We start from the raw sequence: 24408 nt of genomic DNA, 5'->3' as shown, positions 1-24408 counted from the left end.
CTGCTCCTCTACAGCGCCGCGATGCGCACGTGCATGACCGCCGCCTGCCCCGCGTCCACGGCGGCCAGGCAGCGCGCGATCGCGGCCTCCAACTGCGTGGGCTCGTCCACGTACTCGCCATGCGCGCCGAAGGCCATCGCCACCTGGTCGAAACGACGCTCGCCGCGGTTCGCCAGGCGGGCCTGGAAGTTGTCCACGCCGGCGGCCTCGCCTTCGGGATATACCCGCAGCACGGCTTCCTTGACCGCCTGCCAGCCGCCGTTGTCCAGCACCACCGTGAAAATGGGCAGGCCATATTGCTGGGCGACGGCGTAGACGGAGGTCGGCGTGGAGAAATGGAAGCCGCCGTCGCCGACGATCTGCACCACGCGGGCATGCGGACGCGCCAGTTTCACGCCCAGCGCCATGCCGCCGCTGTAGCCCAGGCCGCCGCCGGAACATCCCAGCAGGCTGAGCGGTCGGCTGCGCGGGATCTGTCCCAGCACGGCGGGCGAATTGCGTATGGCTTCGTTGACGACCACGTCGTCGCTGGCGATGGCCCGGCCCACGGCGGCGCACACATACGGCGCCGACAGCGCGCGCGCCGCGCCCGGCTGCGACGCGGCACGCGCCAGCATGGCCCTGCGCTGCGCGTTGTCGGCTTCCCAGGCCTCGCGGCGCTGCCGGGCGCGTTGGTCGAAATCGGCCGTGGCCAGGCGCTCCACCGCCGCCAGCACCTGTTCCAGGGCGCGTCCGCAATCGGCCTGCAGGCGCCGATGCGTGGCGAAGCCCCACATGGGAAAGTCCTGCTTGACCGCGTCCACGTCGATGTGGGTCCAGGCAGTGCGCGGATTCGCTTCGGCGAAGGCCGGCAGCCAGGGAACGTCCACGTCCAGCAGCATGCCGAAGTCCGCGCCAGCCAGGCCGGCCTTGGGGTCGAAGCCGCCGAAGCACGCCGCGTCGCGCGGCACGTTCATGTAGGTGGGCATGAATTCATAGACCCGCATGCCGCAGCGGTCGGCAAGCCGGGTAAGGGCCTCCACGGCCTGGGGGTTGCGGCCCAGGTAAGCCGTCACGGCAATCGGCAATTGCGCCGCGATCAGGTCGCGCGCGATGGCCTCGGCCTGTTCGGCATCGATGCCGCCGCGCATCACTGCGCCATAGCGATCGGCCGGATAGGACGGCATGTTCGTCTCCGGCCAGGACTCGGCCAGGGTTTCGCGCGGCAGGGTCATGTACACCGGCCCGGGCGGATCGCTTTGCATCATCGTATGGGCGCGCCGCAGCGCTTCCTTCGCCACGACGCCGGAAGGCAGCGTGTATTCCCACTTCACGTAGGGACGCACCAGGCTGCCGATATCGAACGGATCCTGCACGAAGTGCACGTAGTTGTCGCGCGAGGCCGGCAGCTCGCCGCGCAGCGTGTAAGGCGCCTTCCCCGCCATGAGCATGACGGGCAGGCGGCTGCGGAACATGTTGTGCATGCCCATGGCCGCATTCGCGGTACCGGCATCCACATGCACCATGACGGCCTGCCCGCGTCCCGTCATGGCCGCATAACCGGCCGCCATGTGCATGGCGACATTTTCGTGGGGACACAGCACGGTGGCGGGCGCGCGCCGGCCTTCGCGCTGCCAGCGCGCCAGCTCTTCGATCAGCGTCACATGGTCGGTGCCCAGGTTCGAAAAGATGTACTCGACGCCCGTATCGGCCAGTCCTTCCAGGAAATAGTGCGCCGTCGTGCGCCGGGTCTGCGCGCCCGAACCGGTTTGCTGCGTGTCCATGTCGTCTCCTGTGTTGTTTCGTCGCGGTGCGGTCAGACGCCGGTCTCGAAGTAGTAATGCTTGGTCTCGAGGAAATCGTTGAGCCCTTCCACCCCGTGCAAGCGGCCATAGCCGCTGTCGGCGTGGCCGCCGGTTTCCGCCTCGGCGAACAGGCGGTTGTGGGTATTGGCCCAGACCGTGCCGAAGCGCAGCCTCGCGGCCACCCGTTCGCCGCGCATCGCGTCGGCGGTCCACACGCTGGAAGCCAGGCTGTAGCGCGTGGCGTTGGCGCGGCGGATGGCGTCTTCTTCGTCCTTGAATCGCTCGACCACCAGCAAGGGGCCGAACAGTTCGCGCTGCACGTATTCCGATTCCAGGTCATCGATGGCGACCAGGCTGGGCGCCAGGAAAGCGCCCTTGGCCAGCGCGCCGTCCGGCGCCTCGCCACGCACCAGTACGTCACCGGCGTCGCCGGCGCGCGCGACCAGTCCGGCCACGCGGTCGCGGCTGGCGATGTCGATCAGGCTGCCCATCTGCGATCCGGGATCGTTGCCCGGCCCTACCCTTACCGATCGAAAGGATGCGGCCAGCCGGCGGGTGAAGTCGTCATACACGCTGTCCTGGACCAGCACGCGGCTGATGGCGGTGCATTGCTGGCCCGCGAGTATCAGGCTGCCCGCGGTGATGCCCTTGATGGTGGCGTCCGAGGCGCCATCCGCGAAAACCAGCGCGGGGGCCTTGCCTCCCAGCTCCAGCGACAGGCGCTTGAGCGTACCCGCGGCGGCGGCCGCGATCTTCTTGCCCACGGCGGTGGATCCGGTGAAGCTGACAACGTCCACCTCCGGCGACGCGCAGAGCGTCTCCGACACCGCGGATCCGCTTTCGATCACGGAATTGACGATGCCCGCCGGAAGCCGCTCATCCACCGTCAGGCATTCCAGGGCCAGGTTATGGGCCAGCGCGGTCTGGAAGGCCGGCTTGATGACGGTGGAACAACCCGCCGCCAGCGCCGGCGCCAGCGATCGCACCAGCAGCGTGATGGGCGCGTTCCAGGGCAGGATGATGCCCGCCACGCCCGCGGCCTCGCGCCGCAGCGAAGCATGGCAGCCGGGCTCCACTTCGATCAGCCGTCCGAACAGATTTCGCGCCAGGCCGGCGTAGTACTTGAGCTCCGACACCCCCGCCATGATCTCGCCGATCGCTTCGCGGCGCAGCTTGCCATTCAGCGTCACCAGCCAGTCGGCGATTTCCTCCTTGCGAGCGTCCAGGCGCACGGCGTAGTCCCACAGCACGTCGGCGCGCAGCCGCGGCGACCGGCGCCAGGCGGTCTGCTCGAAAGCGCGCCGCGCCGCGGCGATGGCGGCCTGCGCATCTTCCACGCCACCATCGGCGTAGCGAGCCGCCGGTTCCGAGGTCGCGGGGTTGTTCGACACGCCGTGCCTGTCGCGCCCGCCGATGGAGTCGGTCCACTTTCCGTCGATATGGTGCCTGGCAAGCTGCATGCGCGTCGTCCTGTAAGGGGTTCGAGGTAAGAGGGTCGAAAAGTGTGGCGCGACGTCCCCGCCTCCAGGCGACGGACGTACGTATCCATCGCGCCTGCGCGCGGGAGTGGGCGCAGGCGCGTCTATGTCGAGATCGGTATGCGGCGTGGCCTGGCCACGGCGCTCGCAAGGGCGTGCCGCCGGCGGCGGGCGCTAGCCCGCGCTGTCGCGCGGATCCCGCGCCGCGGCGCGCGTCAAAGGCGATCGCGCGACGCGCGGGTCGTGAGGGGGAATGGAACAGGCGCGATGAAGCCGCGCGCGGGAAAGCATGGCCATGACTGTCTCCATATGGCTAGCCGCATGGCGCGGCTGCTATGGCCGCCTCCGGTGGCATTACCCGCCGGGGTCGGCATGTGCCGGTTGGATCGCTCGTCCAGACGTGGCGACGCGATCCCCGTGCTTGTTTTGTCATTCGTCTTCGAAGGAAATTATCCTGTCGGAGCCATGCAGTCTGAAATGAATTTAAATTATCAACCATACCGCCCAGCGTATATCTGCCGGGACGTTCCGGTTCACTTGATCACGCCCAGCGCCTTGAGCCGGGCATCGACCCAGCTGGTGTCGTGCTTGCCCGCGGCGATGTTGGCGAAGGTCTTTTCCTCGGCAGCGTGCTTGCCCTTGGCCGCTTCGTAGATGGCGTCCACCTGGTCGTAGGGAATGCACAGCAGGCCGTCGTCGTCGCCGACGACCAGGTCGCCCGGCTCGATGGTCATGCCATCCAGCGCGATGGTGCAATTGATTTCGCCCGGGCCGTCCTTGTAGGGGCCGCGATGGGTAATGCCTGCCGCGAACACCGGAAAATCGCCGCGCCGCAAGGCACCGGCGTCGCGGATCGAGCCATTGATGACGATGCCGCCCAGCTTCCGCGATTTGGCGTACGACACCATGATTTCGCCGATGATGGCATTGGTCAGATCCCCGCCGGCATCCACCACGACCACGTCGCCCGGCGCCGCCAGGTCCAGCGCCTTGTGCACCATCAGGTTGTCGCCCGGCCGCGTACGGACCGTCAGCGCCGGTCCCGCCATGAAGCTGCCGTCATGCATGGGACGCAGGCGCGGGCCGCCGGCGGTCATCCGGGACATGACGTCGCTGATATTGGCGACGGGCAGGCCGACGTACTTGGCGACGATATTGGCGGCGACGGCGCGGCGGCGGGTATGGATCTCAAAACCGATCATGGGCAGTTCTCCGTGTTTGGCGCGACAGAGTCGGGATGCTTGGCGCGCCCGCGCCGCAGGCCGGCCTCCAGCCGCCGCGCGACGCTTCGGGGACATCGTAAACGACCCTTGCTGGCAACCCGCTTGCGAGGCCATGGAGGACGGATTAACAAGTTTTTCTTGTCAATCAAATCAGTATTCCGTGGCTAGGCCGGATACGGGCGGAAACCTAAAGTGGCATCGAACGCGGCGCCACAAGCAAATGCATGCGGGCCGTGCCCTCTCACCTGATATCCCGGAGAATTGCCATGACGACTACGACTTCATCCTCTTTCAAGCGCGTGTGGTTCATTACCGGCGCCGCGCGCGGCCTGGGCGCCCTGATCGCCGACGCGGCCCTGGCCGACGGCAACGCCGTGGTGGTGGCCGGCCGCAACCTCGCCGCTCTGGCGAAACGTTTCGGCGACGCGCCCAACGTGCTGGCCGTCCAGCTCGACGTCACCGATGAAACGCAGGCCCGTGCCGCCGCCAGCGCCGCCATCGGCCGCTTCGGCCGCATCGACGTGCTGATCAACAATGCCGGCTTCGGCCTGCTGGGCGCCGTCGAAGAGGCCGACGACGCCGACGTCCGCCGGATGTACGACACCAACGTCTTCGGACTGCTGAACGTCACGCGCGCCATCCTGCCCCATATGCGCGAACGGAAGGCCGGCCACGTCATCAACATCTCATCCATCGGCGGCTATCGCAGCGCGGCGGGTTTCGGCGTGTACTGCTCCACGAAGTTCGCGGTCGAAGGCCTGACCGAAGCCCTGCACGACGAGCTGGCGCCGCTGGGCATCCATGCCACGGTGGTCGAGCCCGGCTATTTCCGGACCGACTTCCTGGATGCGACCTCGCTGGTGAAGTCGCCCACGATCATCGCCGACTACGCGGAAACCGCCGGCCAGGTCCGCGAACGGGCAGTGCAGATCAACCATCAGCAGCCGGGCGACCCCAAGCGCCTGGCCGCCGCGATGATCAAGCTGGTGGACGCCGACCAGCCGCCGCTGCGCATGCCTTTCGGTACCGATACGCTGGCCGCCATCGCCGACAAGAACGCCTACGTCGCCGAGGAAACCGCCGCCTGGAGCGAGCTGGCCGCGTCGACGGACTTTCCCAGGTAAGGTCGTGCGCCACGCACGAAGCCCGGGTCTGGCGCGAAGCTCCGAATCACGGGCCACGCCCACGGGGCGTACACGGGGCATCCGCGCACGATCATCCCTTGCGCGGCTGGCGCTTGCGCGCCGGCTTTCCGGCGCGCAGTTCTTCCTCGCCCAGATGCCATTCGGTGCTGGCCAGCAGCCGTTCCATCATGAAGTCGATGAACAGCCGCGCCCGTTTCGGCATCTGCGTACGGCGCGCGTAGTACAGGTACATCGCGATACGCTGCACCGTGTGCGACAGCAGCAGCGGCACCAATTGCCCCGCCCGGATCAGGGGTACCGCGTTGAAGCTCCCCAGCTGCCCTATCCCCAACCCCGCCAGCACGGCGCGCGTTTCCAGGTCGGGATCGTTCATGCAGATGGCGGGCGGCACGTCGCGGTAGACGACGTCGTCGCCTACCTGGAATTCCCAGGGCGCCACCTTGCCCGTATTCGGCTGCAGATACCCCGTGCAGCGATGCGCGCCCAGATCCTCGATGCCGGCCGGCGCGCCATGGCGCGCCAGATACTCCGGCGACGCGCACACGATCAGCTGTATCGGCAGGACCCGCCGCGCGATGATGCGTCCGTCCGGCTGCTGCCCTGTACGAAAGCCCACGTCGATGCGTTCGGCCACCCAATCCTGCAGGCGGTCTTCCAGCTGGATGTCCAGGTGCACGTCGGGATGCGCCCGCGCGAAAGCCTCGAACAGCGGCCACAGCACCGAGTAGCCCAGGCTGCGCGGCGCGGTGACCCGCAATGGCCCGCTCGCCAGGTCCGCGTGGCGGGCGCTGTGCATGGCGTCGTTCAGCGCATCCAGCGGCGATTGCACGGATTCCAGGAAGCGGCGGCCCTCGTCGGTCAGGCTGATCCGCCTGGTGGTGCGATGGAACAGCCGTATGCCCAGATGCTTTTCCAGTTGCGTGACCGCCAGGCTGGCCGCCTGCGGCGTCACGCCCTGCTCGATAGCGGCCTTGCGCAGGCTGCCCAGCGTGGCCGTCCTGACAAAAAGCGAAATGGCGCGGATCTCGTTCACGGAATCCCCTTTGCTGTTCCGCGCGGATTTTATGCATCCCGGCAGGCGCTCTGCACGGCCTGACGAGCGACGCTGCAGGCCGCCCGCGGATGATGTTAGAATCTTGGGCTTCCCTTAGGGGATCACCGCGGGCCCTGAGGGGATCGCCGCAGGCGATAGCGAAGCAGCAGCAAGGCTATCAAAGCAATACCAGGCAATATCAAGGCGCAATGGCAGAGTGGTTATGCAGCGGATTGCAAATCCGTGTACGTCGGTTCGATTCCGGCTTGCGCCTCCAGGATTTCAGCGGCCCCCAGCGATGGGGGCCGTTTTCATTGGTGTCGCCGTCTCAAGGATTACTGTCAAGGGTTGCTGACCTAACCTGGCAGCATCGTGGTTAACGCCAACTTCCTAAGTTGCCGTAATGACGGCAAAATTGCCTTGGATTTGGTTTGGTAGACCGAATCTCACACGAGCTTAAGCCGCCCCGACGGGGCGGCTTTTTTCTGAGGATGCCCCGGGGCATTTCCGGATGCGAGGGGCCAGCCGCCCGGACAAGCGCTCCGTACCGGCTTCAACGGCCGAGCTGATTGTCCTTGGCCCCGCGCGACCCCGCCGTGCCACCGGCGGGATCGCCGATCGAACCGGGCGCTCCCTTGCTGCCGCTTACGGTGCCCTGCCCCGGCATGGAGCTGGACGGCGCGCCCGAAGGCACCTTCGACGTCGGCGGCACGCCGGTACCGGCCGGCGGCGCGGGCGTGCCGGGACGCTGCCCGTTCGGCCCCATGGTGGAACCGGGAACAGGCTGGTTCAGCCCCGTTCCCGCCGGCTGGTTGCCCGGCATCAACGGGCGCGAAGAGCCCGAAGACGACCGCTGGTCCGCGGCCTGCACGCTGGAAGCCGCCCAGGGCGCCATGGCCAGCACGATGGCCGTGGCGACGTAGAGCACGGCCAGGAGGGCCGAACGTTTTCTCGCCTGCTGTTTACGCGTCTTTTTCATGGTGAGGCTCCGTCGCGGAAACGGCTCCGCTGCCTGCCGCGCGCCGCAAAACATGTTCCCGCCGGGCCCCCTCCAGCGAGGACCGGGCATGCGTGGATGAGCCATAATCGGCCCATGAACGACACAATACCCCGCGACACCCCCATACTGCGGCTGCAACATGGCGATGCCAGCGTCGAACTCTGCCCCGGCCTGGGCGGGACCATCCTGCGCTACTCCTGGCGCGGCATCCCCATCCTGCGACCCAGCGACGGCCTGCCCGATATCGCCAGACTCACGGCCTGCTATCCCCTGCTGCCTTACTCCAACCGCATCGGCGGCGGACGCCTGCGCTTCGGCGGTCACGCCTACGCCATCCCGCCCACCGTCGATTACGCGCCGCTGCCCATGCACGGCCTGGCGTGGCAGCGGCCCTGGCGCATCGCCTCGCGCACCGGCCACCAGGCCGTGCTGGAACAGGACTACGTGCCCGAGGACGCGTCGCCGGCCTGGCCCTTCCCCTATGCCGCGCGGCAGACGTTCGACCTGCGCGAAAATGGCCTGCGCATGACGCTGTCCATCCGCAACACCGGCACCCTGCCGCAGCCCGCCGGCCTGGGCTGGCATCCGTATTTCCCGCGCACCGCTGAAACCTGGATACGCGCGGGCGTCGGCGATATGTGGGTCAACGACGCCGACCATCTGCCCACGCACCTGGCGCCGCCCCCGGCGGCGCTGGCGACCCGCCTGGCGGTGACGGAAACCGATTACGACAACGTTTTCCGCGATTTCTCCGGCCATGCGTGCGTGGCCTGGCCGGAACGCGATGCCGCCGTCAGGCTGGAAGCGGACGCCGCATTCAGCCATCTCGTCATCTTCACCCCGCCCGGCAAGCCGCACCTGGCCATCGAACCGGTTTCGCACATGACCGATGCCTTCAACCGATATGCGGGCGGCACCGCCGCCAGCGGCAATGCGACGGTCGCGGATCCTGCCACCGGAACAGTCGTACTGGCCCCGGGCGCAACGCTTGCCGGCGGCATCTCGCTGCTGCCCTCGACGCTGGCCGAAGCCGGCGCGGGCTAGCCGCCGCGCCATCCGCACGGACACCAGGAGACCCCATGGACCCATCAGTGCTGGAAGCCATCGCCCGCTGGCCCGACGTTCCCGCCGTGGCAGGCTGGCTGTCGCTGGACGCCCAGGGCCGCTGGAAGCTGCATCCGCAGGGCAATGCCGCGCAGGCCGGACCGGGCATGTCGATTTCCAACACCGCCATCCTGGCCTTCATGGATCGCAACTACGGTCACGACGAACAGGGCCGCTGGTTCTTCCAGAACGGGCCGCAGCGCGTCTACGTCCGCCTGGACGCGGCCCCCTATATCCTGCGCAGCGGCGCGGACGCTTCGGTGCTGGAAACCCATACCGGCCAGGCCGTGGGCGACGTCGCCGCTTGGTATCTGGACGATGCGCACCAGCTGTATGCGCGGACGGATGTCGGCCCGGGCATGGTGGCGGGGCGGGACGTTGCCGTCGTGATGGACGCCATGCGGCTGGAGGACGGCGGCGACGCGCTGGAAGCGGCGGCCGCCCTGGAAGAGGGCGCCGTGCTTCAGGTACGCCATCCGGCGTCGAAAGACCGGGCGCCCCTGCGCCGGATCCCGCGCGGCAGCCTGCCGCGCGAACTGGGCTTCGTGGCCAACCCCGGCCTTCCGGCCAAGCCGGTAGAATCGGCATCATGAGCGAACAGCCCCCACACTATTTCCCGGCTCCCCGCCGCGCCAAATTCTGCAGCCAGTGCGGATCGCCGGTCGATAGGCGCGTGCCCGACGGCGACAATCGCGAACGCGACATCTGCGACCACTGCGGCGCCATCCACTACCAGAATCCGCGGGTCGTGGTGGGTACCGTGCCGGTGTGGGAAAACCGCATCCTGCTGTGCCGCCGCGCCATCGAGCCCCGCTACGACACCTGGACGCTGCCGGCCGGGTTCATGGAGCTGAGCGAAACCTCGGCGCAGGGAGCCGCCCGCGAAACCCTGGAAGAATCCGGCGCCCGCGTGGAACTGGGCGAGCTCTTCACCGTCATCGACGTGCCGCAGGTGGATCAGGTGCACATCTACTATCTGGCCCGCGCCCTGGGTCCGGAGCTCGATCCCGGCCCCGAAAGCCTGGAAGCGCGCTACTACGATGAAGCGGACATCCCCTGGGATGACCTGTCGTTCCGCACCGTCGTCACGACGCTGCGGCACTACCTGGACGACCGCCGGCGGGGTGTCTTCGCCACCCACCGCTACTCGCTCGAGCATCATTGAAGCTTCCCTGGGTCGATCCCGACACGCCGCTGCCGCCGGTCGAGTCCGCGATGAGCGAGCCCGACGGCCTGCTCGCGGCCGGCGCCGACCTGTCCGTGGCGCGCCTGACCGAAGCCTATTCCCGCGGTATCTTTCCCTGGTATTCGGCCGGCGAACCGGTGCTGTGGTGGTCGCCGAATCCGCGCATGGTGCTGGCCTGCGAAGACTTCGTCGTCTCGCACTCGATGGCCAAGCTGCTGCGTCGCCTGGCGCGCGATGAACAACAGGCCCAGCCTCACGTCCAGGTGCGCGTGGACACCGCCTTCGAGCAGGTGCTGGAAGCCTGCGCCGCGCCCCGCGACCACCTGTCCGGCACCTGGATCACGCGCGAGATGCGCGACGTCTATACCGACTGGCACCGCGCCGGCGCCGCGCACAGCGTAGAAACCTGGGTCGACGGCGAGCTGTGCGCCGGGCTGTACGGCGTCAGCCTGGGCGCGATGTTCTTCGGCGAATCGATGTTCACGCGCGTGACGGACGGATCCAAGATCGCGCTGGCGCACCTGGTGCGCTTCCTGTCCAGCCACGGCGTGCCCTGGATAGACTGCCAGCAGCAGACCGGCCATCTGGCCAGCCTGGGCGCGCGGCCGCTGCCGCGCGCGCGGTTCGTCGCCCGGGTGGCGGAACTGGTGGCCCGGCCCGCGCCGCCCTGGCGCCCCGGCCGGCTCGATACGCAAGGCCGGCTGCTGCCCCTGCCGGCCGCGGAAACCGATGGCGCGTGCTAGCGCGACTGGCGTTATCATGTCCGAACCGCCACCGGGCCTCACACCGGCTGGCGGCCGCGCATGAGCCAGCTAAAAGAACTCCCTTTCTCTACCCTGCAGTTCTATGCCACGGCCCCCTACCCCTGCAGCTACCTGCCGGGGCGCCAGGCGCGCTCGCAAGTGGCCGCGCCGGGCCACCTGATCCATGCCGGCACCTATTCGCAACTGGTGGAACAAGGCTTCCGCCGTAGCGGCCTGTTCACCTATCGACCGCACTGCGATGGCTGCCAGGCCTGTATTCCGGTGCGCGTGGACGCCAAAGGGTTCACGCCCAGCCGCACCCAGCGCCGGGCCTGGAAGCGACACGCCGACCTGCGGCCCTTCGTGGCCGAGCTGGCCTGGTCGCCGGAGCACTACGAGCTCTACACGCGCTACCAGCAGGGCCGCCACCCAGGCGGCGGCATGGATGAGGACAGCCGCACGCAATACGCGCAATTCCTGCTGACCAGCCGCGTGAACACCCGGCTGGTGGAGTTCCGCGACCCGGATGGGACCCTGGCGATGGTGTCCATCATCGACGTGCTGGACGAAGGTCTGTCGTCGGTCTACACCTTCTACGATCCCGATCATCCCGGCAGCCTGGGTACCTACAGCATCCTGTGGCAGATCGACCAGTGCCGCGTGCTGGACCTGCCCTGGCTGTACCTGGGGTACTGGATCGGCGCCAGCCGCAAGATGGCCTACAAGGCCGGCTTTCGCCCTTCGCAGTTGCTGATCGAGGGCCTCTGGCAGAGCCCCCCCGCGCACGAAGACGGGCCGCGCTGATACGCCCCACGCCGCCGGCGGATGGCTCTACAATGCCGCCCCATGTCTATCCTGTTCCACGCCTATCCGATCGCGCGCCAGGCCCTGTTCGCCATGGACGCCGAAACCGCGCATGAAGTCACGCTGAAAAGCCTGCAGCGCGCCTATGAATGCGGACTGACGCGTTCACTGCTGCACGCCGCGCCGCTGGCGCCGGTAACGCTGATGGGCCTGCGCGTGCCGAACGCCGTCGGCCTGGCCGCGGGGCTGGACAAGAACGGGGCCTATATCGATGCGCTGGGCAACCTGGGCTTCGGCTTCGTCGAGGTCGGCACGGTGACCCCACGGCCGCAGCCGGGCAATCCCAAGCCGCGGCTGTTCCGGCTGCCCAAGGCGAATGCGCTGATCAATCGGCTGGGCTTCAACAATCTGGGACTGGATGCGTTCATCGCCAACGTCAAGCGCAGCCAGTGGCGGGCGCGCGGTGGAATCCTGGGATTGAATATCGGCAAGAACGCCGACACGCCCATCGCCCAGGCCGCGGACGACTACCTGAAGGGGCTGCGCGGCGTGTTTCCGCACGCCGACTACGTGACGGTGAACATATCGTCACCGAACACGCAGAACCTGCGTTCCCTGCAGGGCGGCGACGAGCTCAGCGACCTGCTGAGCCGCCTGCGCGACACGCGCAAGGAACTGGCCGATACGCATGGCCGCGACGTGCCGCTGGCCGTCAAGATCGCGCCCGACCTGACGCCGGAACAGGTCGATGCGATCGCCGATATCCTCACCCGCTATGGCGTGGACGGCGTGATCGCCAGCAACACCACCCTGTCGCGCACGGCCGTGGCCGGCCTGCCGCATGCCGACGAAGCAGGCGGCCTGTCGGGCCCGCCGGTGCACGAACTCTGCCTTGCGGTGATCGCCCGTTTGAAGCAACGCTTGGGGTCCAGCCTGTCCATCATCGGCGTGGGCGGTATCCACAGCGGCCGCCAGGCAGCGGAAAAAATGGCGGCCGGGGCCGATGCGGTGCAGCTGTACACCGGCCTGATCTACCGCGGCCCGGAGCTGGTCCGCGAATGCGTGGACGCGGTGTCGAAGCGCGCCACCTGAGCGTCGCGCGCACGGCCGCCGCCGGGCCTGTCCCGCGCGGCCGACACATCCGTCACCCCATCGAAGCGCTGCTGGACCAGGTGCGCCTGGCGACGGCAGACAAAAAAGGGCCGCCCATAGGGCGGCCCAGCTCCAGCTCTGCTCAAACTGGCTTACTTCGATGACGCCGCAGGGCGGCGCGTGCTACCTGTGAACGATCTCGGCTCAGGCGGCGGCGCGGCGGCTGCGCGGCGTGGCGACCTTGTTGGCGGCATCGGCGGCATCCGACGCAGCTTTGAAGGTCGCATTGGCGGCGGCATTCAGATTCGATTCGGCGACTTCGGCGGCCTGCTTGGCAGCCTTGGTCATCGAGTCATACGCGCTGGTCGCGGTGGCCAGCGAGGACTTGATCAGGGCCACGGCGCCTTCGGTGCCGGTGGGGGCATTCTTGGCCATCTGGTCGATGGCTTCGGACAGCTGCGCCTGGTTGTCGGCGATATGCTCTTCGCCGAGCTTCACGAGTTCACCTTGCACGCCGGCGACGATGTCGTACACGTGCTTGCCGTAGGCCAGGGCCTTTTCAGCGCTGGGCTGCACCAGGCCGGTGGAGAACGCCAGGGCTTCCTGCGGATCCTTTACATCGGCGGCCTGCTGCGAACGCAGGGCGACTTCATCCATGGTGGCCTTGATGACCTTCAGGTTCAGGTCGATCAGCTTTTCGAAGCCGGCGAACAGCGCCGACTGGGTGGCGACCAGGGTATTGATGCTGGCTTTCTGGCGGGCGAAAACTTGTTGCGGAATAGCGCTCATTAGGGGATCTCCTCTAGTGCCCCTGCACGGGGGGCGGAATTGACATGGGAAGCGGAAGACAGCAGAGGGTCCCGTATATTGCTGGAGACGCCTCCGGCTCGCGGCCTACCACCAATCCCGAGCCGTTGTTGCACTGCACAATTCACATTGTAGGCAGCTCAGAATCGATGTCAAGCACTTTTGGTGCGCCGCAACAAAGAAAAACAAATCGCCGGGGAGCAAAAACAAAACCGGCCATAGCCGGGTAAAAAACCCGGGAACATCGCCCGGGAAACACCCGGGAAATATGGCGCGACAACATGACGCCTTCAATACTCGGACCGAAAGATAGAGATCCGTGGAGCAGGCGCAACATGGGGAAACAACTAGGGTGACGCGTCCCTGCTTATTGCCTAGACTGGGCCTCAGAGTGAGCCTCGGCGGGTATCCCCCGGCGGGTAGTCCAGCAGGCGCTCATGACCATAATGCATCCGCAGATCCAGGAGACAACATGCCCTTCCCTTCCCGTCGGCTAGCCGCTGTCCTCACGGCCGTCGCGTTGTCCGCGGCAGGCGCCGCGCACGCCGAATATCCGGACCACGTCATCAATATGGTGGTTCCGTTCGCTGCAGGCGGACCGACCGACAACGTCGCCCGATCGCTGGCCGAGGCCATGCGGCCGTCGCTGGGCCAATCGGTCATCGTGGAGAACAAGGGCGGTGCCGGCGGCACGATAGGGACCACATTCGCGGCCCGCGCGCCCGCCGACGGCTACACCGTACTGCTGATGCATGTGGGATTTTCGACGGCGCCGTCGCTGTACAAGGATCCGGGCTACGACCCCTACAAGAGCTTCGAACCCATCGGCCTGGTGGTCGACGTGCCCATGACCATCCTGGCGCGCGACAACTTCCCGCCCAACAACATCAAGGAACTGGCCGAATACGTCAAAAAGAATTCGGACAAGATCACGCTGGCCAATGCCGGCATCGGCGCCGCCAGCCATCTGTGCAGCACCATGCTGAACGAAGCCTTCGGCGTGCAGTTGCTGACGGTTCCGTACAAGGGCACTGCGCCCGCCATGAACGACCTGCTGGGCAAGCAGGTGGACATGCTGTGCGACCAGACCACCAATACCACCCAACAGATCAACGCCAAGAAGGTCAAGGCCTACGCCGTCACCAGCCTGAAGCGCGTGGCGACGCTGCCGGACCTGCCGACGATGGACGAATCGGGCTACAAGGGCTTCGAAGTCGGCATCTGGCACGGCATGTGGGTCGCCAAGGGCACGCCCAAGCCTGTCGTGGACAAGCTGGTCAAGGCCTTGCAGGCGGGCGTGAAGGATCCCAAGTTCCAGGAACGCATGCAGACGCTGGGCGCCACCGTCCTGGTCGACGAGGCCAATCCCCAGGCCCTGGACGCCAAGGTCAAGCAGCAGGTGCCGCAATGGGCTGAGCTGTTCAAGAAAGCCAAGGTCGAAAAGCAGTAAGGACCACGGCGCACGCCCCGTGCATCCCCGAGCCTTCGGGATGCACGCGGGCCGGCTAGATCATCCCCGCGTTCACCACCCCCGCATCGACCAGGGCTGCCCGCATTCGCGGCACGGCCGGGTTGATGCCGTCCTTCCGATAGGCGACATACAGGGTCGAGCATGGCAGTACCTTTGCCTTCAGGGGCAGGTATCTGACACCGCGCGGCCGCAGTTCGCTGATCGACGCCGGGACGACCGCCACGCCCACGCCAGCCGCCACCGGCGTCAGCAAGGTCGGGAGCAGGCTTTCCATGACTATGTCCGGCGCAACGCCGTTCGCCCTGAACAGCTCGTTCAGCAGCGCATGGAAGTATTCCGATTGCGCGCGCACGAAGCCCACGAGCGGCATATCCGCCAGCTCGGTAATGTCGATCTCGTCCCGGGCGGCCAGGGGATGGTGCGCGGGCAGCGCCACAACCAGGGGTTCGGTATCGACGGGCTCCGTGTGCAGGTCGTCATCCGCGATGTTTTCGTGGCGACGCGTCACGGCGATGTCGAGCCTGTCATGGCGCAGCAGCGCATGCAAATGCGCGGTATCGGCCTCGATCATGGACAGGTGCACGCCCGGGTACTGCTGGCGATACGTGCCGACCGCGGCGGGCACCAGCCGATAGGCGGCCGTGGGCGTGAAACCGATGCGCAGCAGGCCGGACTCCCCGACGGCCACGCGCCGCGCGGCGGTAAGCGCCGCATCGCCGTCGTCCATCAGGCGCTGCAGGGCGTTGCGCAGCGCGAGGCCGGCCGCCGTCAGCCTGACGGTGCGGGTGGAGCGCTCGATGAGCGGCACGCCGACTCTTTCCTCGAACAGGCGGACCTGCTGGCTCAAGGGCGGCTGGCTGACATGCAGGCGTTGCGCCGCGCGGCCGAAGTGCAGCTCTTCGGCCACCGCCATGAAGGCAATCATCTGACGGGAAAAGAGCGCCACGGGATCTCCGGATCATTGGCAAGACGATGGAGGCGCACGAGGGCGCGAGCCAGCAGATTGAGACGATTATCGTATCAACGGCAGCAGAATTTTATATTGGATATATGGATCGCCTTTTCCTACGATGCCGGAAGCTCAGGGCGCGAATCGTTCCGCCCGTGGACCACACCGTCGAGGGGAAATACATGTCCATCCGCAAACGCCGCCTGGCGACGCTCGCCGTCGGCCTGACCCTGGCCCTGGCCGCCGCACCGGCGGTCCATGCGCAGGCTGCTCCCTATCCGGCCAAGCCCATCCGGCTGATCGTGCCCTTCGGGCCCGGCAGCGTGACGGACCAGCTGGCGCGCATCGTCGCTTCCGGCCTGGCGGAACGCCTGGGACAGTCCGTCGTCGTGGAGAACAAGGCCGGCGCGGGCGGCAATATCGGCGCAGGCTATGTAGCGGAGAGCGCGCCCGACGGCTATACGCTGCTGATGGGAGCGGCCAGCACGAATGCCATCAATCCCAGCCTGTATTCGAACCTGAAGTTCGACCCGATGAAGGATTTCGTACCCATCGCGAATGTCGCATCGGTCACGAATGTGCTGGTCGTCAATCCCCAGGTGAAAGCGCGCAGCGTAGCCGCGCTTATCGAAGAACTGAAGGCGAACAACTACAGCTATGCGTCCGGCGGCGCCGGCGGCAGCCAGCATCTGTCGGCCGAGCTGTTCAAAAGCATGTCGGGGACCGATATGGTGCATATCCCCTACAAGGGCGGCAGCGAGCCCTTGCCCGACCTGATGAGCAACCGCGTACAGGTGATGTTCTGCAACCTGCCTGTGTGCCTGCCGCATATACAGGCCGGCAAGCTGGTCGCGCTGGGCGTGACATCCACGCAGCGTTCGCCGCTGCTGCCCAACGTTCCGACGATCGCGGAGGCGGGCCTGCCGGGCTACGCCGTGGATGGTTGGTTCGCGTTGTTCGGTCCGGCCAGGATGCCCGCCGAGTTGGTCGCCCGCCTGCATGACGAGACCGCCAAGGTATTGGCCGCGCCGGCGACCGCGGAGCAGATCCGCCGCCAGGGCGCGGAACCGAATTCGGGCAGCCAGCAGGACTTCGCGCGTTTCGTGCAGGCCGAGCACGACAAGTGGGCCAAGGTCATCAAGGACGCCAACATCCGCCTCGAGTAGTAGAAGATGGAACGATCGAATGAGTTGCCCGGCATAGCGGAAGCGCTGCGCCGGATGGAGGCTGGCGAGCTACGCGCGCGGGATCTGGCCGAGATGTGCCTGGCCCGGATAGAGGCCCGCGATGCGCAGGTGCAAGCCTATGCCGCCTGCGATCCGGCTCGCGTGCGCGCACAGGCCGACGAGATCGATGCGGGCCGGCGCGGCGGCCTGCTGGCCGGCATCCCCTTCGCCGTCAAGGACGTCATCCAGAGCGCCGATTACCCCACGACATATGGCTCGGCCATCTATGCCGGGCACCGCACCGGCCGCGACGCGGCCTGCGTGGCCCTGTCCCGCGAGCAGGGAGCCGTTCTGATGGGCAAGGTCGTCACCAGCGAATTCGCCACGCAGACGCCTGGTCCCACGCGCAACCCACTCGATCTGGCACACACGCCCGGCGGCTCTTCCAGCGGCTCGGCGGCCGCGGTGGCGGACGGCATGGCGATGGTGGCCTGGGGCACCCAGACCACCGGCTCCATCACACGCCCAGCCATCTACTGCGGCGTGGTCGGCTACAAGCCCAGCTTCGGCCTGGTATCGACGGCCGGCGTGGGGCTGCTCAGCCCCTTGCAGGATACCGTGGGCGTGCTGGCGCGCAATGTCGGCGACGCCGCGGCCACCGTGCTGGGCATCCATGGCCGACGCTTCGAAACGGCGCCCGCGGATAGCCGCTACCGGCTCGGCATCTGCCTGTCATCCCAGTGGCGCTACGCCAGTCCCGAGGCAGTCCAGGCATTGCGCTCGTGGGTCGACCGGCTGGCGTCCGCCGGCTACGCGATCAGCGAACGCCCGCTGCCGGCCGAGTTCGAAGCGCTGATAGAGGATCAGGGTCGCCTGGTGGCCTATGACGCGCGCCACGCCCTTGCCCATGAACGCCGCACGGATGCCGGCAGGCTCAGCGCGCGCCTGACCGCCCGCATGGCCAGCGGCGAGGATATCGACTTGCCTTCGTATATGGCCATGCAGCAGCGCGCGGCGCTGGGCCGCTGCCGCGCCGGAATGCTGTTCGACGGTGTCGATGCCCTGGTCTACCCGGCCACCGATGGAGAGGCCGAGGCGGGGCTGGAGAACTCCGGCTCGCCACGCCATGGCGCGCTGTGGACGCTGCTGCATCTGCCCACGGTGGCCTTGCCGGTTGCGAGCGGGCCCGGTGGTTTGCCCTTGGGCGTACAACTGGTGGGCCGCTATGGAGACGACGAAGCGCTGCTGCGGATCGCCGAGCATGCCGCGTCCCACGGGGTCGACGGCTGATACGATAGGCTGCGCGGGGTATCCCGCGCACCTGCCCGGCCGTCCCCGAGCACAGCCGGGCTTTCAGCGGCCGTCGCCGTTTTCCGCGGTGCCGATCTGTTCGAACCCTGCATGGACCGCGCGGATGTCATAGCCGAGCGATGCCGAAATCCGAGCGGCGGTGTCCTTCAGCCGAGCGATCCATTCGTCCTGCATGCGCTCCGCCGGCGCGGAAATCGACAGCCCGGCCACCAGCTTGCCGCTGTCGTCGTGGATCCCGGCCGCGATGCAGCGCACGCCTACTTCCAGCTCTTCGTTGTCGCGCGCGTAGCCGTGGCTGCGCACCGTGGAAAGCTCCTGTTCCAGCTGCTCCAGCTGTGTCAGGCTGTTCCCGGTATGGCCGGCCAAGCCGGTGCGCGAGGCGTAGGCACGAACCTGACGCGGCTCCGCCATGGACAGGAACAGCTTTCCGGTCGACGTCAGGTGCAGCGGCGCGCGGCCGCCGATCGCACGCACCACCTGCATGCCGGAGCGCTCGCTCCAGGCCCGGTCGATGTACACGATTTCATCGCCCTGCTGGACCGACAGATTGATGGTCTGTCCGGTCATTTCGTGCAGGTCGTGCATGGGCGCCTTAGCCGCATCACGTACGTTTAGGCGACCCTTTACCAGCGATCCCAGTTCCAGCAGGCGCATGCCCAGTTGGTACACGCCGTTGTCCACGCGTTCGACGTAGCGACCCACGACCAGATCGTTCAGGATCCTGTGCGCCGTGGATGCATGCAGCCCGGTCGTGGCGGCCAGTTCCTTCAAGGTGACAGGATCCGGCTGGGCGGCAAGCGCGTCCAGCAGGCGCATGGCGCGCTCGATCACCTGAATGGCGATGGTCGTATGGCCATCGCCAGGCTGCTGGATGGTATTGCCGTGCGTAGAAGGGCGGGTCATAAGCTCTATGCGCCGGTCCCGCGCCCCACCGGAATGTGGGGTAATGCGGCGGCGCAATAATTCGTTATTTCCCGTATTGTGAAATACGCGGGTGCGTTTGGCAACCTGGACGGCCCGCTGCCACGGCGGTCCCGGGTAGCCACCGCCCGCCCGCCGCGCTGTCCGGCCCGCTGTCCCGCTGCATCAAACGGGAGGCGTCAGCCGTCCGCCCAGCCTCTCGACTTCGGCACGCAAGTGATTCATCGCTTCCGCCGCGGCGGCCGGCTCCCCCTTGACCCCAAGGTCGATGTGGGGAGATTTGCCGTCCTCGCCCACGCTGGGCAGGCTGAATGCCTTGACCCCGGGCCAGCGCGACTGGATTTCTTCCATGACCGGCGTGATGCGGGATTCCGGCAGGCCGTACACCAGGAAGGCGTGCTCGGCGTGCGCCGTCTGGTGCTGCAGGTGGCGATAGCGCGTATCCAGCGTCCATTCCAGCATGGGCCAGGCCATGACGGGAAAGCCCGGCACGAAAGTGTGATCGCGGATGAAGAATCCGGGTATGCGGTTGTACGGGTTGGGCACCACTTCGCAGCCTTGCGGGAATCGCCCCATCTCCAGGCGGCGCTGGTTCTCGGGCGTGCTCATGTCCGCCGACCCCTGCCCCTTCTGGGCCATCTCGGCGCAGCGCAGGGTAATTTCCCGTTCGGCATCCGGATGCAGCACCAAGGGCAGTTCCAGCGCCGCGGCGGCGGCCTGGCGCGTGTGGTCGTCGGGCGTGGCGCCGATGCCGCCACAGGAAAACACGATGTCGCCGCTGGCGAAGCTGCGGCGATAGCCGGCGATCAAGGCATCCCTGTCGTCGGGCAGGATTTCAGCCCAGGACAGGCGCAGCCCCCGCGCGGACAGCAGCTCGATCACCTTGGCAAAATGCTTGTCCTGCCGGCGGCCGGACAGGATTTCGTCGCCGACGATGATCAGCCCGATGCGGGGCGTGGTGGAATCAAGAGACATTTGGGAACCTCGCCATTTCGATGACCTTTTCCTGCCGCAGGCGCTGCAAGGCGTCCAGGCCGTAGTGGGCGAACACCAGCGCCGAGAACACGGGCAGGAAGACCCAGGCCGGCGGCAGCAGATTGATCAGCGAACATATCAGGCCCACGACCCAGAAGCCCACGTTGTTCCGGCGCAGCAGGATGCGGCGTTCCTCGGGACTGGCGTGCTCGACGATGGCATCGATGCGCATCATGCGCGAGAACGCGAAGGCCCACCAGAATACGGACAGCAGCACGGCCATGGGGGGCACCAGCCACAGGGGCAGCGTCAACAGCCAGCCCAGGGCGAAGGCAAGGCTCACCCACAACGCGTTCCAGACGCTGACCGCCGTGCCGAACTTGCCTTGCTTGCCGACCGCCGCGTACTCGCGTTGGCCGACATGCCGCAGCACCAGCGGCATGACGAATATCGCCGCGATGGCCAGGCCCAGTATCCCCGAAACCGGCAGCAGGATGGCGGCGGCCACCACCGGCACCAGATAGACCTTCAGCGAGAACAGCCCCACCGTCACCAGCCATTCGTCGACGTTGTTGACGACGCTCCACCTGGAAGCTTCGTCGCGCAGCCAATCCGTCAGCGGGGTCCAGCAGAACCACAACAGCAGCATCGCACCCACCAGCGCGATCAGGAAAGGCAGCAGCACCGCGAACAGCATGGCCGGGTGGCATTGCGATACCGCCGCGCGCTTGAAGGCTTGCCACACGCCTGTCATGCCTGCCGACGCAGGAGGCGGATTGAGCGATGGATAAGGGGATGGGCGCATGGGTATGGTCCGGTTGTGCATCGAAGGTATGATAAATAAATAGTCGACCCGCCGCCCTGCATGTTCAATCCCAGTATGTTCGCTCCATATGTCCGCCCTGGAACCCGGTAACGATACAGCCGCCCTGCGCGCCCTGCTTCAACGCCCCGACATCGACCTGGTCGCCTGCTTTTGCGCCGCCTGGTGCGATACCTGCCGGGAATACCGCCCCAAGTTCGACGCCCTGGCCGCGCGCACGCCTGCCGCGGCCTTTGCGTGGGTCGACATCGAGGACCATCCGGAACTGCTGGGCGAGGAAGAGGTGGAGAACTTTCCCACGCTGCTGGTGCAGCGCGCGGGCAGGACGGTGTTCTACGGGCCCATGCTGCCGCACATCGGTCACCTGGAACGATTGCTGGATACGCTGGGTCCCGACAACGCCGCGGTGGCGACGGGCTTGCCCGACGTGCGTGCCCTGCTGACGGCCTAGCCTGGCGGCCTTCCCGGCGGCCCTCCTGGCGGCCCTGGTCGCCAACTGCTCCGGGTCAGGCCCGGCGACATGCATCGCCAGATCGCATGACCAGACGTGGCGACGGTGCCCGTTGGAAATCAGGAAGGCTTGCGGCTGCCGCCCAACAGCACGGCGACCTTGCGCTTGGTCCCGGCGCGCTCGGCGGGCGCCTCGGTTTCCGGCGCGGCTTCGGGCGCCGGATTGCTGGGCACGTAAGGCTTGAGGAAGAAATCGTCGACCGGCGCCTGGCGCGGGCCGCCCTGGCGCGGTCCCGATGGGCGCGAGCCGCCCTGGCGCGCGCCGGCATCGCCGTAGCGGCGATCGCTGGCGCCGCGCCCCGAGGATTCGCGACCTTCGCGTCCACCGCGCGCTTCGTCGCCATGGCCGCGGCTGCGCGCGATCAATTCGGCGGGTACGTCCAGATGCCCGCGCGGCACGGGCCGCTTGATGAGCTTTTCGATGTCCAGCAGCAGGCGTTCTTCGCTGGGCGTATACAGGGCGATGGCTTCGCCCGAGGCGCCCGCGCGGCCGGTGCGGCCGATGCGGTGCACGTAGTCTTCGGCGTTGTACGGCAGGTCGTAATTGATGACGCAGGGAACGCCAGCCACGTCCAGTCCGCGCGCGGCGACGTCGGTGGCGACCAGTACTTCCAGTTGTCCGGCCTTGAAAGCCTCCAGCGCCTTCATGCGATCCGCCTGGCTTTTATCGCCGTGTATGGATTCCGCCTTGATGCCGTCGCGTTCAAGCTGGCGCGCGAGCCGCGCCGTGCCGATCTTGGTATTCGAAAACACGATGACCTGGTTCAGGTTGCGCGATTTCACCAGATGCACGACCGCAGCGCGCTTGCCCTCGCTGCTCATTTCGTAGGCGATCTGCGTCACCGTATCGGCGGTGGCATTGCGCGCCGCCACTTCGATTTCGACCGGCTGGTTCAGATAGGAACGCGCCATCTTCCGGATTTCGTTGCTGAAGGTCGCGGAAAACAGCAGGCTCTGTCGCTGCGCGGGCAGCAGGCGGATGATGCGCTCCAGATCGGGCAGGAAGCCCATATCGAGCATGCGATCCGCTTCGTCCAGAACGAGTATGCCCACCTGGCCCAGATTGACGTTCTTCTGCTCGACGTGGTCCAGCAGGCGGCCGGGGGTGGCAACCAGGATTTCGCAGCCGTTGCGCAGCGCTTCTTTTTGCGGGCCGATATCGACGCCGCCGAACACCACGGCGGAACGCAGGGGCGTGCGCTTGCTGTAGCGCTTGACGCTTTCCGCGACCTGGTCGGCCAGCTCGCGCGTGGGCGTCAGGATCAGCGCGCGCACGGGGTGGCGCGCGGGCGATGCGCTGCTGTTGGCCATCGGCATCAGCCGATTCAGGATAGGCACGGTAAACGCGGCCGTCTTGCCGGTACCGGTCTGGGCGGCGCCCATCACGTCGCGCCCCGCGATGACCACCGGTATGGCCTGAGCCTGGATGGGCGTCGGGGTGGTGTATCCCGTCTCGGTGATCGACGCCAGCAGTTGCGGGTGCAGATCGAAATCCGAAAACGAGAGAGTCGGCGCTTCCGTGGAAGGCGCAGCGGAAGAATTGGTTTCAGTCATGGAGTAGGCAGATTCCGAGGCCACGTGCAAGCACGAAAACAGAAGGAATCAGGCCCGGATTGCTGTGGATAACTGGATTTTAACGCAGGTAGCACCCGCTGGCAGGGTCCGCGTTAATTTATTGGGGACGCTACAACCCGGCGTGGCGCCAGAGCCCGTTCGGACATCATGGCGCCAGCCAGCGCAAGCCCCACAGCACCAGCATGCCCACCACGATCACCAGCACGGCGCTGCGGGTGCGCAGGAACACCAGCACGCCAGCCACGCCGGCCAGCAGCCTCATGTCCAGTTGCGGCCCCATGCCCGCCTTCCATGGCAGCAGGTCCGGGACGATGATGGCGGTCAGGGCCGCGGCGGGGGCATAGCGCAGGGCGCGGCGCACGTTGTCTGACAGCGGCAGGTAATCGCCGAATACCTGGTAACCCGCGCGGGTGATGAGGCTGCACAGCGTCAACAGCGCAATGGCCGCATACACATAAGCGTCTTCCGAGGCCAGGTCGAGGTTCACGTCCGGGCCCGCCCATAACGTTCCGCCAGCATGCCCGCCGCCACGCCCGCGACGACGGCCGCGGCCAGCCCCAGGCGCAGCGGAAACACCTGCCCCACCCAGGCGGTGGCGGCGGCCGCCACCATGGCCGCCAGCATCGGCCGCGTCGTGGCCAGCGGCACCACGATCGCCAGCAGCGCCAGGACCGCGGCGAAATCCAGCGACCAGGCCGTGGGCACGAGGGCGCCCAGGTAGATCCCCGCGATCGAAGTCCCCTGCCAGACGAACCAGGCGGGCGCGATCGCCCCGATGAAGAACCACAGCTGCTCGCGGGTGCCGCGCACGCGGGCGTCGCCATAGCGCGGCACGAACATCACGAAGCTCATGTCGGTGGTGAAGTAGCCCAGCGCCAGGCGGCGCGGCCAGGGCAAGTGGCGAAAATAGGGATGCAGCGCCGCGCCGAAGATAAGGAACCGCAGGTTGACGATGAAGCCGGCGGCGAAGATCAGCCACAACGGCGACCCGGAGGCGATCAGAGGCAGGGACGTCAGCTGCGCGGACCCCGCATACAGGGCCAGCGACATCATCAACGCCATGGACTCCGTCAGGCCGGACTTGACCATGGCGACGCCGGTCACCAGGCCCCATGTACCGGTCGCGATCAGGGTGGGCGCGACGGCCTGCGCGCCCTGGCGGGCGGCGCTCCACCGCTCCTGCCGGATGGCTGGCGCATCGGTATCGGAAACTGCCGGCTCGGACGACAACAGCGGACCTGGTACGAGGGGGTTGATGCCGCCGCGCGGGCGGACAAAAATGGCGCACAGTGGGGCATACCGCGCACC

24 protein-coding genes and 1 tRNA gene are annotated in these 24408 nt (G+C 67.1%); 13 read left to right on the top strand and 12 right to left on the bottom strand.

What is annotated here, in order from left to right; genetic code table 11:
* Positions 1 to 8: 8 nt before the first annotated feature.
* The 3 genes from CAL12_RS05820 to CAL12_RS05810 form a co-directional block, all read right to left on the bottom strand.
* Positions 9 to 1763: a thiamine pyrophosphate-requiring protein gene (locus CAL12_RS05820; RefSeq protein WP_086063628.1), complete on the bottom strand. Its 1755-nt coding sequence runs from the start codon at positions 1761 to 1763 to the stop codon at positions 9 to 11.
* A gap of 32 nt (positions 1764 to 1795) precedes the next feature.
* Positions 1796 to 3244 carry an aldehyde dehydrogenase family protein gene (locus CAL12_RS05815; protein ID WP_086063627.1) on the bottom strand — a complete coding sequence of 483 codons (1449 nt, stop codon included), beginning with the start codon at positions 3242 to 3244 and terminating at the stop codon, positions 1796 to 1798.
* Between the two features lie 551 nt (positions 3245 to 3795).
* Entirely contained in the window at positions 3796 to 4464 is a 669-nt protein-coding gene (locus tag CAL12_RS05810) for an RraA family protein (RefSeq protein WP_086063626.1), read from the bottom strand.
* 287 nt (positions 4465 to 4751) lie between these two features.
* On the opposite strand from CAL12_RS05810, the gene CAL12_RS05805 reads away from it, so the two are divergent.
* Positions 4752 to 5609 (top strand): oxidoreductase, encoded by an 858-nt coding sequence (locus CAL12_RS05805; protein WP_086063625.1) that lies wholly within the window; start codon positions 4752 to 4754, stop codon positions 5607 to 5609.
* Between the two features lie 91 nt (positions 5610 to 5700).
* Here CAL12_RS05805 and CAL12_RS05800 read toward each other — a convergent pair whose 3' ends face one another.
* Entirely contained in the window at positions 5701 to 6663 is a 963-nt protein-coding gene (locus tag CAL12_RS05800; protein WP_086063624.1) for a LysR family transcriptional regulator, read from the bottom strand.
* A gap of 203 nt (positions 6664 to 6866) precedes the next feature.
* Between CAL12_RS05800 and CAL12_RS05795 the strand changes: the two genes are divergently transcribed.
* The 8 genes from CAL12_RS05795 to CAL12_RS05765 all read left to right on the top strand — a co-directional run bounded on the left by CAL12_RS05795 (position 6867) and on the right by CAL12_RS05765 (position 12592).
* Positions 6867 to 6940: transfer RNA gene (locus CAL12_RS05795), tRNA-Cys, on the top strand.
* A 298-nt stretch (positions 6941 to 7238) separates the two neighbouring features.
* Positions 7239 to 7586 (top strand): hypothetical protein, encoded by a 348-nt coding sequence (locus CAL12_RS28015; RefSeq protein ID WP_157792896.1) that lies wholly within the window; start codon positions 7239 to 7241, stop codon positions 7584 to 7586.
* A 170-nt stretch (positions 7587 to 7756) separates the two neighbouring features.
* On the top strand, positions 7757 to 8707 hold the full coding sequence (locus CAL12_RS28010) for an aldose 1-epimerase (protein WP_157792895.1): 951 nt from the start codon (positions 7757 to 7759) through the stop codon (positions 8705 to 8707).
* 35 nt (positions 8708 to 8742) lie between these two features.
* A complete protein-coding gene (locus CAL12_RS05785) occupies positions 8743 to 9360 on the top strand; it encodes a DUF2946 family protein (protein ID WP_086063622.1) in 618 nt (205 codons plus the stop codon).
* Entirely contained in the window at positions 9357 to 9932 is a 576-nt protein-coding gene (locus CAL12_RS05780) for an NUDIX hydrolase (RefSeq protein ID WP_198298383.1), read from the top strand. Before CAL12_RS05785 ends, CAL12_RS05780 begins: the two co-directional genes overlap by 4 nt.
* The gene (aat, locus tag CAL12_RS05775; RefSeq protein WP_086063621.1) at positions 9929 to 10696 is read left to right on the top strand and encodes a leucyl/phenylalanyl-tRNA--protein transferase; all 768 of its coding nucleotides are present in this window, start codon (positions 9929 to 9931) and stop codon (positions 10694 to 10696) included. Before CAL12_RS05780 ends, aat begins: the two co-directional genes overlap by 4 nt.
* A 60-nt stretch (positions 10697 to 10756) precedes the next feature.
* Complete coding sequence (locus CAL12_RS05770; protein WP_086063620.1) at positions 10757 to 11500, top strand: arginyltransferase; 744 nt, start codon at positions 10757 to 10759, stop codon at positions 11498 to 11500.
* Between the two features lie 42 nt (positions 11501 to 11542).
* Entirely contained in the window at positions 11543 to 12592 is a 1050-nt protein-coding gene (locus CAL12_RS05765; protein WP_086063619.1) for a quinone-dependent dihydroorotate dehydrogenase, read from the top strand.
* 204 nt (positions 12593 to 12796) lie between these two features.
* On the opposite strand, the gene phaP is transcribed toward CAL12_RS05765, so the two are convergent.
* Positions 12797 to 13381 carry a TIGR01841 family phasin gene (phaP, locus tag CAL12_RS05760; protein WP_086063618.1) on the bottom strand — a complete coding sequence of 195 codons (585 nt, stop codon included), beginning with the start codon at positions 13379 to 13381 and terminating at the stop codon, positions 12797 to 12799.
* 490 nt (positions 13382 to 13871) lie between these two features.
* Here phaP and CAL12_RS05755 point away from each other — a divergent pair, with 490 nt between their 5' ends.
* The gene (locus CAL12_RS05755) at positions 13872 to 14849 is read left to right on the top strand and encodes a tripartite tricarboxylate transporter substrate binding protein BugD (protein ID WP_086063617.1); all 978 of its coding nucleotides are present in this window, start codon (positions 13872 to 13874) and stop codon (positions 14847 to 14849) included.
* Between the two features lie 55 nt (positions 14850 to 14904).
* Here CAL12_RS05755 and CAL12_RS05750 read toward each other — a convergent pair whose 3' ends face one another.
* On the bottom strand, positions 14905 to 15816 hold the full coding sequence (locus tag CAL12_RS05750; RefSeq protein WP_157792894.1) for a LysR family transcriptional regulator: 912 nt from the start codon (positions 15814 to 15816) through the stop codon (positions 14905 to 14907).
* A 185-nt stretch (positions 15817 to 16001) separates the two neighbouring features.
* Between CAL12_RS05750 and CAL12_RS05745 the strand changes: the two genes are divergently transcribed.
* Positions 16002 to 16985, top strand: a complete 984-nt coding sequence (locus CAL12_RS05745; protein ID WP_086063615.1) for a tripartite tricarboxylate transporter substrate binding protein — start codon at positions 16002 to 16004, stop codon at positions 16983 to 16985.
* Between the two features lie 6 nt (positions 16986 to 16991).
* A complete protein-coding gene (locus CAL12_RS05740; protein ID WP_086063614.1) occupies positions 16992 to 18275 on the top strand; it encodes an amidase in 1284 nt (427 codons plus the stop codon).
* Between the two features lie 63 nt (positions 18276 to 18338).
* On the opposite strand, the gene CAL12_RS05735 is transcribed toward CAL12_RS05740, so the two are convergent.
* The 3 genes from CAL12_RS05735 to CAL12_RS05725 all read right to left on the bottom strand — a co-directional run bounded on the left by CAL12_RS05735 (position 18339) and on the right by CAL12_RS05725 (position 20997).
* Entirely contained in the window at positions 18339 to 19199 is an 861-nt protein-coding gene (locus CAL12_RS05735) for an IclR family transcriptional regulator (protein ID WP_086063613.1), read from the bottom strand.
* A 183-nt stretch (positions 19200 to 19382) separates the two neighbouring features.
* Complete coding sequence (locus tag CAL12_RS05730; RefSeq protein ID WP_086063612.1) at positions 19383 to 20192, bottom strand: competence/damage-inducible protein A; 810 nt, start codon at positions 20190 to 20192, stop codon at positions 19383 to 19385.
* Complete coding sequence (locus CAL12_RS05725; protein ID WP_086067695.1) at positions 20182 to 20997, bottom strand: EI24 domain-containing protein; 816 nt, start codon at positions 20995 to 20997, stop codon at positions 20182 to 20184. The genes CAL12_RS05730 and CAL12_RS05725 overlap by 11 nt, the downstream gene beginning before the upstream one ends.
* Before the next feature lie 88 nt (positions 20998 to 21085).
* On the opposite strand from CAL12_RS05725, the gene CAL12_RS05720 reads away from it, so the two are divergent.
* Positions 21086 to 21466 carry a thioredoxin family protein gene (locus CAL12_RS05720; RefSeq protein ID WP_086063611.1) on the top strand — a complete coding sequence of 127 codons (381 nt, stop codon included), beginning with the start codon at positions 21086 to 21088 and terminating at the stop codon, positions 21464 to 21466.
* 119 nt (positions 21467 to 21585) lie between these two features.
* Here the strand turns inward: CAL12_RS05720 and CAL12_RS05715 are convergent, their stop codons facing one another.
* The 3 genes from CAL12_RS05715 to CAL12_RS05705 form a co-directional block, all read right to left on the bottom strand.
* Positions 21586 to 23079 (bottom strand): DEAD/DEAH box helicase, encoded by a 1494-nt coding sequence (locus tag CAL12_RS05715; RefSeq protein ID WP_086063610.1) that lies wholly within the window; start codon positions 23077 to 23079, stop codon positions 21586 to 21588.
* A gap of 166 nt (positions 23080 to 23245) precedes the next feature.
* Positions 23246 to 23575, bottom strand: coding sequence for an AzlD domain-containing protein (locus tag CAL12_RS05710; RefSeq protein ID WP_086067694.1), 330 nt, complete (start codon positions 23573 to 23575; stop codon positions 23246 to 23248).
* Between the two features lie 8 nt (positions 23576 to 23583).
* The gene (locus tag CAL12_RS05705; protein WP_198298382.1) at positions 23584 to 24330 is read right to left on the bottom strand and encodes an AzlC family ABC transporter permease; all 747 of its coding nucleotides are present in this window, start codon (positions 24328 to 24330) and stop codon (positions 23584 to 23586) included.
* Positions 24331 to 24408: the final 78 nt, after the last annotated feature.

It is taken from the genome of Bordetella genomosp. 8 (assembly GCF_002119685.1).
In the GTDB taxonomy this organism is placed as follows: Bacteria; Pseudomonadota; Gammaproteobacteria; order Burkholderiales; family Burkholderiaceae_B; genus Bordetella_C.
This window is presented reverse-complemented; position numbering and strand designations above follow the sequence as displayed.